At 70.0% G+C, this 16,658-nt stretch carries 15 protein-coding genes and 2 riboswitches; of the genes, 4 read left to right on the top strand and 11 right to left on the bottom strand.

Annotation, left to right across the window (positions count from 1 at the left end; all coding sequences use genetic code 11):
* The 3 genes from QTI20_RS11055 to pdxR form a co-directional block, all read right to left on the bottom strand.
* Positions 1 to 587, bottom strand: a 587-nt coding sequence (locus QTI20_RS11055; protein ID WP_286574187.1) for a flavin reductase family protein, incomplete at its 3' end; no start/stop codon positions are given.
* A gap of 78 nt (positions 588 to 665) precedes the next feature.
* Positions 666 to 1,133 carry a carboxymuconolactone decarboxylase family protein gene (locus QTI20_RS11050; protein ID WP_286547906.1) on the bottom strand — a complete coding sequence of 156 codons (468 nt, stop codon included), beginning with the start codon at positions 1,131 to 1,133 and terminating at the stop codon, positions 666 to 668.
* Positions 1,134 to 1,238: 105 nt separating this feature from the next.
* Entirely contained in the window at positions 1,239 to 2,660 is a 1,422-nt protein-coding gene (gene pdxR / locus QTI20_RS11045) for a MocR-like pyridoxine biosynthesis transcription factor PdxR (RefSeq protein ID WP_286547908.1), read from the bottom strand.
* A gap of 237 nt (positions 2,661 to 2,897) precedes the next feature.
* Here pdxR and QTI20_RS11040 point away from each other — a divergent pair, with 237 nt between their 5' ends.
* From QTI20_RS11040 to QTI20_RS11030, 3 genes are all read left to right on the top strand, one after another.
* Positions 2,898 to 3,788, top strand: a complete 891-nt coding sequence (locus QTI20_RS11040; RefSeq protein WP_286547910.1) for a DUF3014 domain-containing protein — start codon at positions 2,898 to 2,900, stop codon at positions 3,786 to 3,788.
* A 1-nt stretch (position 3,789) separates the two neighbouring features.
* Positions 3,790 to 4,560, top strand: coding sequence for an exodeoxyribonuclease III (locus tag QTI20_RS11035; RefSeq protein WP_286547913.1), 771 nt, complete (start codon positions 3,790 to 3,792; stop codon positions 4,558 to 4,560).
* Positions 4,561 to 4,849: 289 nt separating this feature from the next.
* The gene (locus QTI20_RS11030; RefSeq protein ID WP_286550936.1) at positions 4,850 to 6,418 is read left to right on the top strand and encodes a TerC family protein; all 1,569 of its coding nucleotides are present in this window, start codon (positions 4,850 to 4,852) and stop codon (positions 6,416 to 6,418) included.
* 3 nt (positions 6,419 to 6,421) lie between these two features.
* Here QTI20_RS11030 and QTI20_RS11025 read toward each other — a convergent pair whose 3' ends face one another.
* The 6 genes from QTI20_RS11025 to QTI20_RS11000 form a co-directional block, all read right to left on the bottom strand.
* Positions 6,422 to 7,207 (bottom strand): SDR family oxidoreductase, encoded by a 786-nt coding sequence (locus QTI20_RS11025; RefSeq protein ID WP_286547916.1) that lies wholly within the window; start codon positions 7,205 to 7,207, stop codon positions 6,422 to 6,424.
* Between the two features lie 44 nt (positions 7,208 to 7,251).
* Complete coding sequence (gene gcvP / locus QTI20_RS11020) at positions 7,252 to 10,152, bottom strand: aminomethyl-transferring glycine dehydrogenase (protein ID WP_286547918.1); 2,901 nt, start codon at positions 10,150 to 10,152, stop codon at positions 7,252 to 7,254.
* 174 nt (positions 10,153 to 10,326) lie between these two features.
* Positions 10,327 to 10,698, bottom strand: coding sequence for a glycine cleavage system protein GcvH (gcvH, locus tag QTI20_RS11015; RefSeq protein WP_183026637.1), 372 nt, complete (start codon positions 10,696 to 10,698; stop codon positions 10,327 to 10,329).
* Between the two features lie 63 nt (positions 10,699 to 10,761).
* The gene (gene gcvT / locus QTI20_RS11010; RefSeq protein ID WP_286547922.1) at positions 10,762 to 11,928 is read right to left on the bottom strand and encodes a glycine cleavage system aminomethyltransferase GcvT; all 1,167 of its coding nucleotides are present in this window, start codon (positions 11,926 to 11,928) and stop codon (positions 10,762 to 10,764) included.
* A gap of 47 nt (positions 11,929 to 11,975) precedes the next feature.
* Positions 11,976 to 12,088, bottom strand: a riboswitch (glycine riboswitch).
* A 20-nt stretch (positions 12,089 to 12,108) separates the two neighbouring features.
* Positions 12,109 to 12,185, bottom strand: a riboswitch (glycine riboswitch).
* Positions 12,186 to 12,224: 39 nt separating this feature from the next.
* Positions 12,225 to 12,728, bottom strand: coding sequence for a hypothetical protein (locus tag QTI20_RS11005; RefSeq protein WP_286547923.1), 504 nt, complete (start codon positions 12,726 to 12,728; stop codon positions 12,225 to 12,227).
* A gap of 84 nt (positions 12,729 to 12,812) precedes the next feature.
* Positions 12,813 to 14,006: an MFS transporter gene (locus QTI20_RS11000; protein ID WP_286547925.1), complete on the bottom strand. Its 1,194-nt coding sequence runs from the start codon at positions 14,004 to 14,006 to the stop codon at positions 12,813 to 12,815.
* Positions 14,007 to 14,101: 95 nt separating this feature from the next.
* Between QTI20_RS11000 and QTI20_RS10995 the strand changes: the two genes are divergently transcribed.
* Positions 14,102 to 14,899: an AraC family transcriptional regulator gene (locus QTI20_RS10995; RefSeq protein WP_286547928.1), complete on the top strand. Its 798-nt coding sequence runs from the start codon at positions 14,102 to 14,104 to the stop codon at positions 14,897 to 14,899.
* On the opposite strand, the gene QTI20_RS10990 is transcribed toward QTI20_RS10995, so the two are convergent.
* Together QTI20_RS10990 and QTI20_RS10985 are read right to left on the bottom strand one after the other, a co-directional pair.
* Positions 14,887 to 16,164: a TRAP transporter large permease gene (locus tag QTI20_RS10990; protein WP_286547929.1), complete on the bottom strand. Its 1,278-nt coding sequence runs from the start codon at positions 16,162 to 16,164 to the stop codon at positions 14,887 to 14,889. The two genes, QTI20_RS10995 and QTI20_RS10990, sit on opposite strands and share 13 nt — an antisense overlap.
* Positions 16,161 to 16,655: a TRAP transporter small permease gene (locus tag QTI20_RS10985; RefSeq protein ID WP_286547931.1), complete on the bottom strand. Its 495-nt coding sequence runs from the start codon at positions 16,653 to 16,655 to the stop codon at positions 16,161 to 16,163. The genes QTI20_RS10990 and QTI20_RS10985 overlap by 4 nt, the downstream gene beginning before the upstream one ends.
* Positions 16,656 to 16,658: the final 3 nt, after the last annotated feature.

The following is a 16,658-nucleotide window of genomic DNA, read 5'->3' as shown; positions in this document are numbered from 1 at the left end:
CGTTGCGTTCCTTGCGCGTGCTTCAGCACGCGCAGCGTCACGCGCCTTGATTGGCCCGCCGTGGCAGGCCTTCGCGACCCCGGAAATAGGGTGAACAGGCCCTGCTCGTCGCGCGCATGCATCCAGCGCACCTGGCCGATGAAGACCTGACGGCTCGCGGTCTCCATGGTCTCGAACAGCGTGCACTCGAAGGCCACCGGCGCCTCGGCGATGCGCGGCGGCGCGACCACCTTGCTGGGCAGCGCGGTGAAGCCGACCACGTCGAGCTCGCTCACATGGGGCGGGTGGTGCTCGCCGCAGCGGTGCATCTGCGCGGCGATGGCTTCGTCGGCCATGTGCACCACGAACTCGCCGGTGCGCACGATGTTGAGCGCCGTGTCCTTGAGCGAGGCATCGTCGCGCCGGTTGAGGCTGATCATCACGATCGGCGGCTCCTCGCCCACCATGTTGAACATGCTGAAGGGCGCGGCATTGACGGTGCCGTCGGGCCCGAGCGTGGTGACCAGCGCGATCGGCCGCGGCACGATCAGGCTGGCCATCAATTTATAGCGCTGGTATTCGGTGAGCTGGGAGAAGTCGATGTCCATGGCGGCGGGTGCGAAGGGGTTGCGGGCATTGTGCCGCCAAGCCCCAAGCACTTTCGGTGCCGCCGCGGCCCTCCGGCCTCAGGCGCTGGTGGCCGCAACGGCCGCGGCCGGCGCCATGCGGAAGGAGACGCCGAAGCGGTTGAAGGCGTTCATCAGCGCGATCGCATAGCTCAGGTCGGCCAGTTCCTTGTCGTCGAAGGCGGCCGTGGCGGCCGCGTAGTCGGCATCGGGCACGCCGGTGTCGGCCACGCGCGTCACGCTTTCGGCCCAGGCCAGCGCGGCGCGTTCGCGGGCGCTGAAGACCGCGCCGGCTTCGTGCCACACCGGAACCAGCACCAGCTTGTCCACCGCCAGGCCGGCCTTGAGCAGGTCGCGCGAGTGCATGTCGATGCAGTAGGCGCAGCCGTTGATCTGCGACACGCGCAGGTAGACCAGGTCGATCAGCGCCTTGGGCAGGCCGCTCTTGTGCACGGCGGTGTGCACGGCGCCGAAGGCCTTGTAGATGTCGGGCGAGACGCGGGCGTAGTCGATGCGAGGGGTCGTCATGGAAGGTCCTTGTGTTTGACGGGAAGGGAAGGACGCCATGGTGCGCAATCTTGGCCTATTCCAGAAGAGCCATGATCGGTGTTTGGAACTGGGCCATGATGGCCTTCACATCAAGGCCAGGATGCGTCGCCCGAGCGCTTCCGCAGCCTGCTGCGATTCGATGTTCGTGAAGGCCAGCAGCAGGGCCGGGCTGCCCTCGTGGTCCTGGGTCCAGTTCGTCAGCGCTTCCGCATACAGGCCGGCCTCCCGCATGCGCGCCGCCAGCTTGCGGTCCGAGCGCCGGCCCTGCAGCCGCAGGATCAGGTGCATGCCGCCGGGCGGCGAGTCGATGCGCAGGCGCGACCCCAGCACCTTCTCCAGCCCGGCCCGAACCGCATCGCGGCGCTCGGCGTAAAGCTTGCGCATGCGCTGGATGTGGCGCGCGAAGTGGCCTTCGGCGATGAAGGCGGTCACGATGGCCTGCGTCAGCGCCGGGCTGCCGCCGGCGAAGGTCTGGAGCACCTGCTCGAAGCGCTCGACCTGGGGCTGCGGCACCACCAGGTAGGCCAGCCGGATGCTCGGGAACAGCACCTTGCTGAAGGTGCCCGCATAGAGCACGCGCCCCTCGCGGTCCAGGCTCTTGAGCGCGGGCAGCGGGCGGCTCGCATAGCGGTACTCGCCGTCGTAGTCGTCCTCGACGATCCAGGCCTCGTTGCGCGCGGCCCAGTCCAGCAGCGCCATGCGCCGGGGCAGCGACAGCGACACGCACAGCGGGCTCTGGTGCGCGGGCGTGACCACCGCCGCGCGCGCCCGTGGCGCGCGGCGCAGGCCCTCGGACACGACCAGGCCGTCGGCATCGACCGGCACCGGCACGCAGGCCATGCGCAGGTGCTGCAGCAAGGCCTTGGTCGGCGGGTAGCCGGGGTCCTCGAGCCAGACGCGGTCGCCGGCCTTGAGCAGGGCCAGGCCGATCAGCTCGATGCTGTGGCGGTAGCCCGAGGTCAGGAAGACCTGCGACGGCGTGCACTGGATGCCGCGCGAGACCTGGAGATAGGCCGCGATCTCGGCACGCAGCGCGGGCAGGCCATAGACGCTGGGATGCGTCATGTCGAGCGGTTGCATCGCGCGCACGCAGCGCGCGCCCAGCCGGGCCCAGATCTTCCGCGGAAAGGCATCCAGCGCGGGCAGGCCCATCTGGAAAGGCAGGACCGAGTCGGGGCGAAAACTGAGCCGGGGCGCACCGTCGGTCACCGCCGCGGCAGGACTTGCCACCGGCATGCGTGGCTTGAGTTCCGGCGTGACGATGGTGCCGGCCTGGCCGCGGGCCTGGATGTAGCCCTCGGCGGCCAGCAGGGCGTAGGCGGCCTCGATCGTGCCGCGTGCCAGGCCCAGTTCCTGGGTCAGCGCGCGCGCCGAAGGGATGCGGTCGCCGGGCTTGAGCAGGCCGCTGTCGATCGCGCTGCGAAAGCGGTCGTAGATCTGGCGGTAGTAAGGCGTGCCGGCTGCGGGCTCCCATGCGGACAACGGGCCGGTCTTCGCAGGAGTCATGGCGGGGCGGGGGAGGGCGGCCGAGGGCGGGTGGGGAACTTTCCGGGCGCCATCGTACCCCTGTCATGGTCTTGCCCAAGCAACGATTCCTCGCGCTAGCATGTGGGCCATGCGTGGACAAGGCCCATGCCTCGCGTGGCCTGCGGGTTACACAAGGCGTTACGCCGCTGCGGCGAGGCATGGTTTCCAATGAACTGCGTTGCCGCGCCTGCGGCGACGGAACCAAGGAACTGCTTCATGCCCGAACGCGAACCCTCCGACTTCAGGCCCGCGCGCGAGAGCTCGGCCTCGAAGATCGTCATCCTGGTGCTGCTCGCCATCGCCGCCGCGGGTGGTGGCTGGTACTGGTGGCAGCAGCGTGCCGAGCCGCCGCCTGCGCCACCGCCGGTCGCGGCCGCGGCGCCCGCCGATGCGCCGGCGCCCGCGCCGCAGCCGGCCGCCTCCGGGCCCCAGAACCCGATCGATGCGCTGGCCGAGCCCGATGCGGTGCTGCCCACGCTGGCTGCTTCGGATGCGCAGATCACCTCGGCCCTCAACGGCTGGCTGGGCGCCAAGCGCGTGGTCGCCATGCTCAACGTCGATGGCTTCGTGCGCCGCGTGGTGGCCACCGTCGACAACCTGCCGCGTGCCCAGACCCCGTCGCGGCTGTGGCCGGTGCAGCCCACGCCCGAGCACTTCAGCGTGACGGGTGCGGCCGGTCCGACGCAGCACATCGACGCCGCCAATGCGGCGCGCTACGACGCCATCGTGGCCCTGGCCGAGGCCCTCGACGCGGAGCGCGTGGCCGCGCTCTACGCGCGCCTGTACCCGCTGTTCCAGCAGGCCTACGAGGAACTGGGCTATCCGGGGCGCTACTTCAACGACCGGCTGGTGGCGGCCATCGACCATCTGCTGGCGGCGCCCGAGCCCGGCGGCCCGGTCGCGGTGCAGCTCACCGAGGTGCGTGGCGAGTTCACCGCGGCGCGGCCCTGGACGCGCTACGAATTCGCCGACCCCGCGCTCGAGTCGCTGTCGAGCGGCCAGAAGATGATGGTGCGCGTGGGCCTGGCCCACGAGCGCCGGCTCAAGGCCGTGCTCAAGCGTTTCCGGGCCCAGGTCGCGACAGGCGAGATCGCGACCAAGCGCTGAGATGAAGATCGCGACCTTCAACGTCAATGGCGTCAACGGCCGGCTGGAGCGGCTGCTGGAGTGGCTGCAGACGTCGAAGCCCGACGTGGCCTGCCTGCAGGAGCTCAAGTCGCCCGATGCCAACTTCCCCGCCGCGGCGATCCGGGCCGCGGGCTATGGCGTGCTGTTCCATGGCCAGCGGGCCTGGAACGGCGTCGCGATCCTGGCGCGCGGGCGCGAGCCGATCGAGACCGGCCGCGGCCTGCCGGGCTTCGAGGACGACGTGCAGAGTCGCTACCTCGAGGCCATGGTCGACGGCATCGTGATCGGCTGCCTCTACCTGCCCAACGGCAATCCGCAACCGGGGCCGAAGTTCGACTACAAGCTGGCCTGGTTCGAGCATTTCAACGCGCATGCCGCCAGGTTGTTCCGCAGCGGGCTGCCGGTGGTGCTGTGCGGCGACTACAACGTGGTGCCGACCGACGCCGACATCTACAACCCGGCCTCCTGGCGCGACGACGCGCTGCTGCAGCCCGCGAGCCGCGCCGCCTTCGCGCGGCTGCTCGAACAGGGCTGGACCGATGCCATCCGCGCGCTGCATCCGGACGAGCGCATCTACACCTACTGGGACTACTGGCGCAACCGCTGGCCGCGCAACGCCGGGCTGCGCATCGACCACCTGCTGCTCAACCCCGAGCTCGCGCCGCGGCTGCGCGAGGCCGGCGTGGACCGCGAGGTGCGCGGGCGCCCGGGCGCCAGCGACCATGCGCCGGCCTGGATCGTGCTGGCCTGAGCGTGCGGGCCCGAGCGTGCGGGCCTGAACCGGCGGGAGTCCGGTCGTCCGGCTGGGGGAATTCCGGGGCGCCGTGGCGGATGCCCTAAACTTTGGTGGTGAACTCTCTCTCCGAGCCTCCCAGTACGGGGCTGGCGCAGGCCAGCCAACCTCCCGGCGCGACAGCGCTGCCACCGCAGCACCGCTTCTTCCCCGTGCCCTTCGGCCGTCCCGTGATGGATGGCGTCATTCCGGGCCCGCGCCCCCCGCACATCGCGTCGCCCGCGACCGTGCTTCCCCACACCCCATGATCGAACTGCTTTCCAACCCGGCCACCTGGGTCGGTCTTCTCACGCTCGTCGTGCTCGAGATAGTGCTCGGCATCGACAACCTGATCTTCATCGCCATCCTGGCGGAGAAGCTGCCGCCGCACCAGCGCGACCGGGCGCGCGTGATCGGCCTGAGCCTGGCGCTGCTGATGCGCCTGCTGCTGCTGTCGGTGATCTCGTGGCTGGTCACGCTGACCACGCCGCTGTTCTCGGTCTGGGGCCACGGCTTCTCGGGGCGCGACCTGATCCTGCTGGTGGGCGGCCTGTTCCTGCTGTTCAAGGCCACCACCGAACTGCACGAGCGGCTCGAGGGCGTCACGCATGCGAGCACCGCCTCGCCGGTCTATGCGGGCTTCTCGCTGGTGGTGGCGCAGATCGTGGTGCTCGATGCGGTGTTCTCGCTCGACGCGGTGATCACCGCGGTGGGCATGGTCAACGACCTGCCGGTGATGATGGCGGCGGTGGTGATCTCGATCGGCATCATGCTGCTGGCGTCCAAGCCGCTGACGCGCTTCGTCAACGCACACCCGACCGTGGTGGTGCTGTGCCTGAGCTTCCTCCTGATGATCGGCCTGAGCCTGGTCGCCGAGGGCCTGGGCTTCCACCTGCCCAAGGGCTACCTCTACGCCGCCATCGGCTTCTCGATCGTGATCGAGTTCTTCAACCAGCTCGCGCGCCGCAACTACGTGAAGCAGCAGGCGCGCCGCCCGCTGCGCGAGCGCACGGCCGAGTCGGTGCTGCGGCTGCTGGGCGGCCAGCGGCAGGCGGCCGCGGACGGCGGCGCCTCGAGCGCCGAGGCCGCGGCCGAACAGGCGGTGTTCGCGCCCGAGGAGCGCGACATGGTCAGCGGCGTGCTCAAGCTCGCGCAGCGCAAGGTCAGCTCGATCATGACGCTGCGCTCGGACATCTCCTGGGTCGACCTGGACGATCCCTCCGAATCGATTCGCCAGCAGCTGCTCGACACGCCGCACGGCATGTTCCCGGTGTGCCGCGGCTCGCTCGACGAGGTGCTGGGCATCGCGCGCGCCAAGGACCTGCTGGGCGCGCTGCTCGCGCACGGCCGCATCGACCCGCTGACCGACCTGCGCCAGCCGATCTACGTGCCCGAAAGCGGACCGGTGATGGGCCTGATCGACACGCTGCGCAATGCGCGCGGCCAGGTCGCGCTGGTGCACGACGAGTACGGCACCCTGCAGGGCATCGTCACGCCCATCGACGTGCTGGAGGCGATCGCGGGCGAGTTCCCCGACGAGGACGAGGCGCTGGAGATCCAGGCCATGGGCCCCGACCTCTGGCGCGTGGCCGGCGCCGCCGACCTGCACCAGCTCGAGCGCATGCTCGAGACCGAGGGGCTGGTGAGCGAGGACGACAGCTACAGCTCGGCCGCGGGCTTCCTGCTGGCGCAGCTGGGCCGGGTGCCGGTGGTGGGCGAAACGCTGCGCCACGGCGCATTCGAGTTCGCCGTGACCGACGCCGATGCGCAGCGCATCCGGCAGCTGGAGGTGCGGCGCATCGGGCGCGGCGACGCGGGCGAGGCCGCGCCGGCTTGAGGCTCAGCGCCGCTGCAACTCGCTGCCGCCCATGAAGATCCGGTTGTGGACCGGCGCGATCACGAGTTCGTTGATGCAGACATGCGGCGGCATCTCGGCGATGAAGCGGATGGTGCGGCCCAGGTCTTCTTCCTGCAGCATCAGCGCCTTGTCCTCCGCGCTCGGCTCCACCGGCCGGTTCTTGAGGATCGGCGTCGCGACCTCGCCCGGGCACACCGAGGTGGCGCGCAGGCCGTGCACGCACTGCTCGATGTTGAAGTTGTGCGTCATCGCGATCAGGCCGGCCTTGCTCGCCACGTAGGCCGGGCCGGTGAGGAAGCTCTGGTGCCAGCCGGCGAAGGAGGCGATGTTGATCACCGTGCCGCGGCGCCGCGCCTGCATGCCCTTGAGCACGGCCAGCGTGCAGAAGGTGACGCCGTTGAGGTTGATGTTCACCACCTTGGCGAAAGTGTCGCCGTCGGTCTCGCTCCAGAAGCGCTTGGGGAAGTTGACGCCGGCGCTGTTGACCAGGATGTCGACGCCGCCGTGTTCGGCCTCGATGGCCGCCGCCACCGTGTCGACCGCAGGCCGGTCGCCGACATCGAGCGGCATGGCGCTGATGCGGCCTTGCGGCGCGCCCTTGGCTTCGGCCTCGGCCACCGCGGCCTGGAGCTTGGCGGCATCGCGCCCGGAGATCACGACGCGGCAACCCGCCTTCGCGAGGTCGATGGCGCCGGCCAGGCCGATGCCGCTGCCGCCCCCCGTGACCCAGGCGATCTGTCCGTCGAGGGGCTGCTTGCTTTGACTCATCGATGTCTCCGTTGGAATGCAGGAAACATCGATTGTGCCGGTGCTCAGCTCGTCGCGTAGTCGCCCACGGGCAGGCAGCTGCAGAACAGGTTGCGGTCGCCGTAGACGTTGTCGACCCGGCCGATCGGCGACCAGTACTTGGCCTGGCGCAGCGCGGCCAGCGGGTAGGCGCCGAGTTCGCGCGAGTAGGGGTGCGCCCACTCGGTGCTCAGCAGGCTGGCGGCCGTGTGCGGCGCGTGCTTGAGCGGGTTGTCGTCCTGCGGCCAGACGCCTTCCTCGATGCGCCGGATCTCGCCGCGGATCGCGATCATCGCGTCGACGAAGCGGTCGAGCTCGGCCAGCGGCTCGCTTTCGGTCGGCTCGACCATCAGCGTGCCCGGCACCGGGAAGCTCAGCGTGGGCGCGTGGAAGCCGTAGTCGATCAGGCGCTTGGCCACGTCTTCGGCGGTCACGCCGCTGCTTTCCTTGAGCGGACGCAGGTCGAGGATGCACTCGTGCGCCACATGGCCGTTGGGGCTGGCGTAGAGCGTGGGGTAGTGGTCCTTCAGGCGCGCGCTGATGTAGTTGGCCGAGAGGATCGCGGTCTCGGTCGCGGCCTGCAGGCCCTCGGCGCCCATCATGCGGCAGTACATCCAGCTGATCGGCAGCACCGCGGCATTGCCCAGCGGCGCGGCCGACACGGCGCCCGGTCCCTCGGAGCCGATGCCCGCGGTCGCATGGCCAGGCAGGAAGGGCACCAAATCCTCGACCACGCACACCGGGCCCACGCCCGGCCCGCCGCCGCCGTGCGGGATGCAGAAGGTCTTGTGCAGGTTCAGGTGGCTCACGTCGCCGCCGAACTCGCCCGGCGCGGCCACGCCCACCAGCGCGTTCATGTTGGCGCCGTCGACATAGACCCGCCCGCCGTGCGAATGCACCAGCGCGCAGAGTTCCTTCACGCGGGTCTCGAACACGCCGTGGGTGCTGGGGTAGGTGATCATCACCGCCGCCAGGTGTTCGCTGTGCTTCTCGCAGGCGCGCTTGAGGTCGTCGAGGTCGACGTTGCCCTGCGCGTCGCAGGCGGTCACCACCACCTGCATGCCCACCATCTGCGCGCTGGCCGGGTTGGTGCCGTGCGCCGACGAGGGGATCAGGCAGATGTTGCGGCCGCCCTGGCCCCTGGAGGCGTGGAAGGCCTTGATCGCCAGCAGGCCCGCGTACTCGCCCTGCGAACCGGCGTTGGGCTGCAGGCTGATGCCCGCGTAGCCCGTGGCCTCGCAGAGCCAGGCGCGCAGCTGTTCGTCGAGCTCGGCATAGCCCTGCAGCTGCTCGGCCGGCGCGAAGGGATGGATATTGGCGAACTCGGGCCAGGTGATCGGGATCATCTCGCTGGTCGCGTTGAGCTTCATGGTGCAGCTGCCCAGCGGGATCATGCTGCGGTCGAGCGCGAGGTCCTTGTCCGAGAGGCTGCGGATGTAGCGCAGCATCGCGGTCTCGCTCTTGTGGGTGTTGAACACCGGATGCGTAAGGAAGGCGCTGGTGCGGCGCAGGTCCGCCGGAATGCGCACCTCGGCGGTCTCGGCCAGCGTGTCGAAGCGGGGCATCGGCGTGCCGGGCCGCGCGAACAGCGCCCAGAGCGTCTCGACGTCGGCGCGCGTGTGGGTCTCGTCGAGCGAGATGCCCAGGTGCTGCTGCAGCCGGTGGCGCAGGTTCAAGCCTGCGTGGCGGGCGCGTTCGAGGATCGCCGCGGTGCCGTCGCCGCTCTTCACCGTGAGCGAGTCGAAGGCCGTGGCGTGGGCCAGCTCGAAGCCCATCTGCTCCAGGCCCGCGGCCAGCACGGCGGTGAGCGCGGCCACGCGCTGCGCGATGCGCAGGAGGCCTGCCGGGCCGTGGTAGACCGCGTACATGCTCGCGACCACCGCCGGCAGCACCTGCGCGGTGCAGATGTTCGAGGTGGCCTTCTCGCGCCGGATGTGCTGCTCGCGCGTCTGCAGCGCGAGCCGATAGGCGGGCGCGCCGTGCACGTCGACGCTCACGCCCACCAGCCGGCCCGGCAGCGAGCGCTTGAAGGCGTCGCGGCAGGCCAGGTAGGCCGCGTGCGGGCCGCCGTTGCACATCGGCATGCCGAAGCGCTGGGTGGTGCCGCAGACGATGTCGGCGTCCCATTCGCCGGGGGGCGTGAGCAGCGTGAGCGCCAGCAGGTCGGCCGCGACGCACAGCGCCGCGCCGCAGGCGTGCGCATGGCCGGCCAGCGGGCGCAGGTCGTGGACCTGGCCGGTGGTGGCCGGATACTGCGCGAGCACGCCGAAGAAGTCGCAGCTCGCCATCAGGTGCGGCAGGGTTTCCGAGGCGGTGCTGACCTTGATCTCGATGCCCAGCGGCGCGGCGCGCGTGCGCAGCACCTCGATGGTCTGTGGATGGCAGTCACCCGCCACCAGGAAGACGTTGCTCTTGCTCTTGACGCTGCGTTTGGCCAGCGTCATCGCTTCGGCCGCCGCGGTGGCCTCGTCGAGCATCGAGGCGTTGGCGATCGCCATGCCGGTCAGGTCGCAGACCAGGGTCTGGAAGTTGACCAGCGCCTCCATGCGGCCCTGCGAGATCTCGGCCTGGTAGGGCGTGTAGGCCGTGTACCAGGCCGGGTTCTCGAGGATGTTGCGCAGGATCACGCCGGGCGTGTGCGTGCCGTAGTAGCCCTGGCCGATGAAGTTGCGCGCCACCTGGTTCTTCGCCGCCATCTTCCGCAGCTCCGCCAGCGCATCGGCCTCGCTCGCCGCGGGCGGCAGCCGCATCGGCTTCGAGCGGCGGATGGCCGCGGGCACGATGCCGTCGATCAGCTCCTGCCGCGTGGCCGAGCCGATGACCGGCAGCATGCGCGCCTCGTCCGCGGGCTCGATGCCGATGTGGCGGGCGATGAACTCGTCGGCGGTATCGAGTTCGCGCAGGGTGGGGAAGGCGGTGGAGGGCATGGCGGTGGGAGGAAGACGGGAGGGGACGGGTACGGGTACGGGTACAGGACGCAGAGGACGCGGAGGTTTCGCAGAGGGCGCAAAAAGAAATACCAAATTTCTGTTCAGATTTTTCTGCGTCCTCTGCGCAATCTTTGCGTCCTCTGCGTCCGGATGTCCGCTTTCAGCGGCGCATCAGGATTCCGCGGCGAACTTGTCGTAGTCGGCCGCTTCCAGCAGCGCATCGAGCTGCGCCGGCTCGCTGAGCTTGACCTTGAAGAACCAGCCGCTGGCCAGCGGGTCGCTGTTGGCCAGCGAGGGGTCGGCGCGCAGCGCTTCGTTGACTTCGGTGATCTCGCCCGACACGGGCATGAACACGTCGGCCGCGGCCTTGACCGACTCGACGACGCCGGCGACCTCGCCCTGCGCGAAGGTCTTGCCGACTTCGGGCAGGTCGACGAAGACCACGTCGCCCAGCGCGTCCTGCGCGTGCACGGTGATGCCGACGGTGGCGGCATCGCCCTCGGCCGCGACCCATTCGTGGTCCTTGGTGTACTTGATGCTCATGGTGAAAAGACTCCTCGTGGAAAAAATGTTCAGGGGTGCAGAGCCTAGCCGGCTCCGCGGGCTTCAGCCGCGGTAGTAACGGGTCGGAACGAAAGGCAGGGTCGAGACTTCCATCGGCACCGGCTTGCCGCGCACGATGGCCTGGATGCGCGTGCCGGGCTCGGCGAAGGCCGTGGCCACGTAGCCCATGGCGATGCAGCGGTCGGCCGAGGGGCCGAGCAGGCCGCTGGTGACGCTGCCGATGTCGTGGCCTTCGAAAGACTGCAGCAGCGTGCCGTCGCGCACCGGGATGCGTTCCAGCGCGACCAGGCCCACGCGCTTGCGCGTCAGGGTGTGGTGGTCGGTGTGGCCGGCCGCGCCGGTCGTGGCGGCGGCGAGCTGGGCCAGGATCCGGTCGGCACCCGGGAAGCCGCCCGCGCGCGCACCGCCCGCGCGGCGCACCTTCTGGATCGCCCAGTGGAGCGAGGCCTCGACCGGGGTGGTCGTGGTGTCGATGTCGTTGCCGTAGAGGCACAGGCCGGCCTCGAGCCGCAGCGAGTTGCGCGCGCCCAGGCCGATGGGCTGGACCTCGGGCTGGGCCAGCAGCAGCCGGGCCAGGGCGTCGGCGTCTTTCGCGGCCACCGAGATCTCGAAGCCGTCTTCGCCGGTGTAGCCGCTGCGCGTGACGAAGGCCGCGATGCCGCCGATCCGCACCGCGCCGCCGGTCATGAACACGAAGCGCTCGATGCCCGGCGACAGCCGCGCCAGCGTGGCCGCGGCCTGCGGGCCCTGCAACGCGAGCAGCGCGTGGTCGGGCAGGGGCTGCACCGCGCAGCGCGCGCCGATCCGCTGCCGGATGTGGGCGATGTCGGCCACCTTGCAGGCGCCGTTGACGATCACGAAGAGCGAATCGTGGCCTTCGTTGAAGAACATCAGGTCGTCGAGGATGCCGCCCGCGTCGTCGAGCAGCAGGCCGTAGCGCTGCTTGCCGGGCGCCAGGTCGATCACGTCGACCGGCATCAAAGTCTCGAAGGCGGCCGCGGCGTCGGGGCCGACCAGGCGCAGCTGGCCCATGTGCGAGATGTCGAACAGGCCGGCGGCGGTGCGCGTGTGTTTGTGTTCGGCCATCAGGCCGGCCGGGTACTGCACCGGCATCGAATAGCCGGCGAAGGGCACCATGCGGGCGCCGAGTTCGACGTGCAGGTCGTACAGGGGTGTCTTGAGAAGCTGGATGTCGGAGGAAGCAGCCACGGGGCACTCTAAAGGGGCAGTCGAAATCCATGGCTGCAACGCCACGGGCCACCCCTGCTGTCCGCTTTACCTGAGAGATTCGCCCCACGATCGGGGTTTGCTCCTTCGGTGGGCCGCTGCATCGTTTCCGGTACGGCGGCCTCTCTCCAGCAAGGAAACGCCGGTGGTCACCGGCGCCTCGTCAGTCCTTTTGCCTGAGCGTTCGGGGAAACCCCCTGCGCCTTCGGCGGCCCCGTCGCGCGGGGCTCTCTCCTGACCCCGCGAGTGTAGTGGATCGCCGGGGGCAGGGCGGCGTGTCAGTGAACGATGTCGGTGAGCGGCAGCAAGCGGTCGATGCGCTCGCGCAGCGACGCGGCGCGCTCCGGCCCGGCGCTCTTCTCGACCTCGGCCAGCATCAGCGCGGCGATCGCCAGCATGGATTCGCGGTCGCGGGCCTCGCGCAGCGCGTCGCGGATCTGCTGCGCGAGCGCCGGGTCGCGGCGCACGAACATGCGTTCGCAGATGTCGAACAGGAACATGCGCGTGGTGGCCAGCGATCGCTTGCCGTCGAAGGTGTCGGCCGCGCTGGCCGGCGGCAGCTGCACCGCCACGGGTGGCGCCTCCGGCGCCTGCAGGTAGCCCCTCTGCACCAGCGCCTCGATCGCCTGCGCGGCCTCGTCGCGGTTGCTGAACAGCGGGCTGAAGTCGCTCAGCGTGCGCCGGCCGTCGGCCATCAGCAGCAGCGCGCGCTCGCGCTGGCTCAGGGTGCGCCGCCCGCCATGCAGTTCGTCGCGCGCCTTGTCGGTCTTGGTGGGAAACATGGCAGCCACGGCCTCGGGAGAGCAGGGAGCGCAGCATCGCCCGCCGCGGTGACATCCTCGTGAATGTCCCGCGGCCCCGTCGCCTCAGGCCGCGGCGGCTTCGGGCGCGACCGGCTGCGGCGTCCGGTTGCGCATGCGCAGGGCCAGCACGGTCGCGACGCAGAGCACGCACAGCACCGCGGTCAGCGTGACGCCGAGGCCACGCGCATCCGACAGCAGGCCGAACAGCGGCGACACCAGCCCGCCCACCGACAGCGCCAGCCCCAGCGTGATGCCGCTGGCCGTGGCCGGGTTGCGCGGCAGGTAGTCCTGCGCCAGCGTGACCTGCGCCGCGAAGGGCAGGAACATGCTCATGCCCAGCAGCGCGGTGCAGGCCAGGGCCCAGCCGGCCGTCGGTGCCAGCACCAGGCCGGCAAGCGAGGGCAGCGCCAGCAGGTAGCCGGTGCGGATGGTGCCCATGCGGCCGATGCGGTCGATGCGGTCGCCGAGCCAGCCGCCCAGCAGCACGCCCACCGCGCCCGCGGCCGTGAAGCCGGTCAGGGCGGCCGCGCCCTGGAAGCTGGTGCCGTGCAGGTCGCGCGTGATGCGCAGCGACAGCATCGACAGCACCGTGACATAGGGGATCGACCAGCCCACGATGGTGGCCACCAGCAGGCTGAAGGCGCGCCAGTCGTTGTTCGGCTTCAGCAGATGGCTGCCGGCCTGGCGCGCGGCCGCCGCCTTGGCCGCGGACGCGGCACCGCGGCCGGCGTTGGCGACCATCCACACGATGCCCATCGCCAGCGCGGGCAGCCCGAGCAGGTAGCTGCGCGACAGGCCCCCGCCGCCGATCACGGTGGCGGCGAGCACCGGCGCGAAGGAAGCGCCGATGGTGCCGCCCACCGAGAACACGCTCATCGCCTTCTGCGAAGCGCCGCCGGCCGCGCGCGCGGCCACGGTGGCCGGCGGATGGTAGGCCGCAATGCCCAGTCCGCACAGCACCATGGCGATCCAGGTCAGCAGGTAGCTCTGGCTCAAGCCCGCCAGCACCACGCCCAGCGCCGCCACCAGGAAGCCGACCGGCACCAGCCAGCTGCGCGGGTGGCGGTCGGCATAGAGACCGAACAGCGGCTGCACCACGCTCGACAGGCCGGTGGCCGCGAGCATCAGGCCGCTCACGGCCGTGTAGCTGTAGCCGCGCTCCAGCACCATGAAGGGCAGCAGCGCGGGCACGAGGCCCTGGTAGAGGTCATTGACGGCATGGGTGCCGGTGAGCAGCCCGAGTCGGCGCTTGTTCATTCGATCGCTTCTTTCATGTGTGCCAGAGGGAAAAAGGCATCGTAGGAAGCGATGGAAAGATGATCTCGCTACGAATCGGCAAGAATCGTCGCGAAATGGACAAACCGATCCCGCCGCTCAACCTGCGCCCCGAAGAAGGCGAGTCGACCCCGCGCGCCGTCGCGGTGCTGGCCACCGACCCCGAGGGCGACGCCTTCATCCCGCCGCACACGCACCGGCGCGGACAGCTGATCCACGCCATCTCGGGCGTGATGCTGGTGAGCGCCGCGGCCGGCAGCTGGGTGGTGCCGACCGGGCGCGGCGTGTGGGTGCCGGGCGGCATGGAACACCAGATCCGGATGGCGGGCGAGGTGCGCATGCGCACGGTCTTCGTCGAGCCCGGCATGCGCGCGGACCTGGGCCGCCGCTGCCGCGTGATCGAGGTCGGCGAACTGCTGCGCGCATTGATCGTCACGGCCGCCGCGCTGCCGCTGGACTATGCGCCGGGCGGGCGCGACGAGCGGGTGATGGAGTTGATGCTCGACGAGATCGAGGCCGCGCCCGCCTTGTCGCTGCACGTGCCCATGCCGCGCCATGCGCGCCTGGCCGCGCTGTGCGAGGAACTGGTGCGCGACCCCGCGCTGCCGGCCACGCTCGACGACTGGGCGCTGCGCCTGCACATGAACCCGCGCACGCTGGCCCGGCTGTTCCAGCGCGAGACCGGCATGAACTTCGGTGCCTGGTGCCGGCAGGCGCGGCTGCTGCTGAGCCTGCCGAAGCTGGCGGGCGGGGCGTCCATCCTGGCGGTGGCGCTGGCCCACGGCTACGAGAGCCCGAGCGCCTTCACCGCGATGTTCCGGCGCACGCTCGGCGTGCCGCCGAGCGTGTACCTGCGCCGCGACTACCTGGCGTAGACCAGGTCGCGCAGGGCCAGCGAGACCCAGGGCACGTAGGTGATCACCATCAGGCAGGCCAGGATCACGAGCACGAAGGGGATCAGGTGCTTCACGATGCGGTCCAGCGAGATGCGCGCCACCGTGCAGGCCGCGAACAGGTTCACGCCGAAGGGCGGCGTGATCATGCCCAGCGCCAGGTTGACGACCATGATCAGCCCGAAGTGCACCGGGTCGATGCCGAAGTGCACCGCCACCGGCGCCAGGATCGGTGCCAGCACGATGATGGCCGCGCTGGTCTCGATGAACATGCCGATGATGAACAGCGCCGCGTTCACGCCCAGCAGGAACATCGCCGGCGACTGGAGCACCTCCTGCAGCCAGTGGCCGATGGCGTCGGGCACGCCGGCGCGCGTGATCAGGAAGGCGAACAGGCCGGCGTTGGCGATGATGAACATGATCACCGCCGACGACAGCACCGACTTGCGCAGGATCACGTACAGGTCGGTGATCTTGATCTCGCGGTAGATCACCATGCCCACGATCAGCGCATAGAGCACGGCCACGGCCGAGGCTTCGGTCGGCGTGAACACGCCGCCGTAGATGCCGCCCAAAATGATGACCGGCATCAGCAGCGCCCAGCCGGCCTGCCACAGCGCGGGCCCGAAGGCCATGCGGCCCTCGCCGTCGTTCTTGCCCCAGCCCTTCCACTTGCAGTAGATCCAGACGAAGAGCATGAGCGCGAGGCTGATCAGGATGCCCGGGCCGAAGCCCGCGATGAACAGTTCGCCGATCGAGACTTCGGCGCTCACGCCGTACAGGATCATCGGGATCGAGGGCGGGATGATCACGCCCAGCTCCGCGCTGGTGGCCTGCAGCGCCGCGGCGTAGGAGGTCGGGTAGCCGTGCTTGATCAGTGCGGGGATCAGGATGGCGCCGATCGCGAAGGTGGTCGCCACCGACGAGCCCGAGACCGCCGCGAAGATCATGCAGGTCAGCACGCAGGTCATCGGCAGGCCGCCCTGCACGCCGCCCACGATGCTCTTGGCGAACTCCACCAGCCGGCGCGAGATGCCGCCGGTCTCCATCAGGTTGCCCGCGAGGATGAAGAAGGGGATCGCCGCCAGCGGAAACTTGTTGATCGAGTTGAAGATCTCCTTGGCGGAGATCAGCATGTTGGCGCCCGTCACCTGGATGCCCAGCACCGAGGCCAGGCCGATGGACACCGCCACCGAGACCGACAGTGCGAAACACAGCACCATCGTTGCGACCATCACCGGCGTCATTGCGCAGTCTCCAGCTCGAGCCGCTTCGGGTCGAGGAAATTGCCGGCGATGCCGAACAGGGAGAAGACGGCGCCCACCGGCAGCGCGAGGTAGGCCCAGACCATCGACAGGCTCTCGAGCCCGGCCATGGACTGCACCCGGCCGCGCATCGCGTAGTCCCAGCCGTACCAGAGGATCACCAGCATCAACGTCAGGGCCGCGAGGCTCACGACCGCGTCGAGCACGCGCCGAAAGCGCGGCGGGCTCCAGCGGTAGAGCACGTCCACGCTGACCATCGCGCCCTGGCGGAAGGCCATGGGGATGCCGAGGAAGACCATCCAGATCAGGCTCACCCGGATCAGGATCTCGCTCCATTCGGCGGGTTGTTCGAGCACGAAGCGCGTGACGATCTGGAACACGCCCAGGGCCGAGGCGACCACCAGCATCAGGCAGGCGAGCACCATCGACGCCGTCGTCGTCCAGCGCTCCAATCCAAGGAATTTTTCTTTCATCTC

Source organism: Variovorax sp. J2P1-31, from assembly GCF_030317215.1.
Lineage (GTDB): Bacteria > Pseudomonadota > Gammaproteobacteria > Burkholderiales > Burkholderiaceae_C > Variovorax.
The sequence above is the reverse complement of the archived record's forward strand: the minus strand, read 5'-3'. Positions and strand labels throughout refer to the sequence as shown.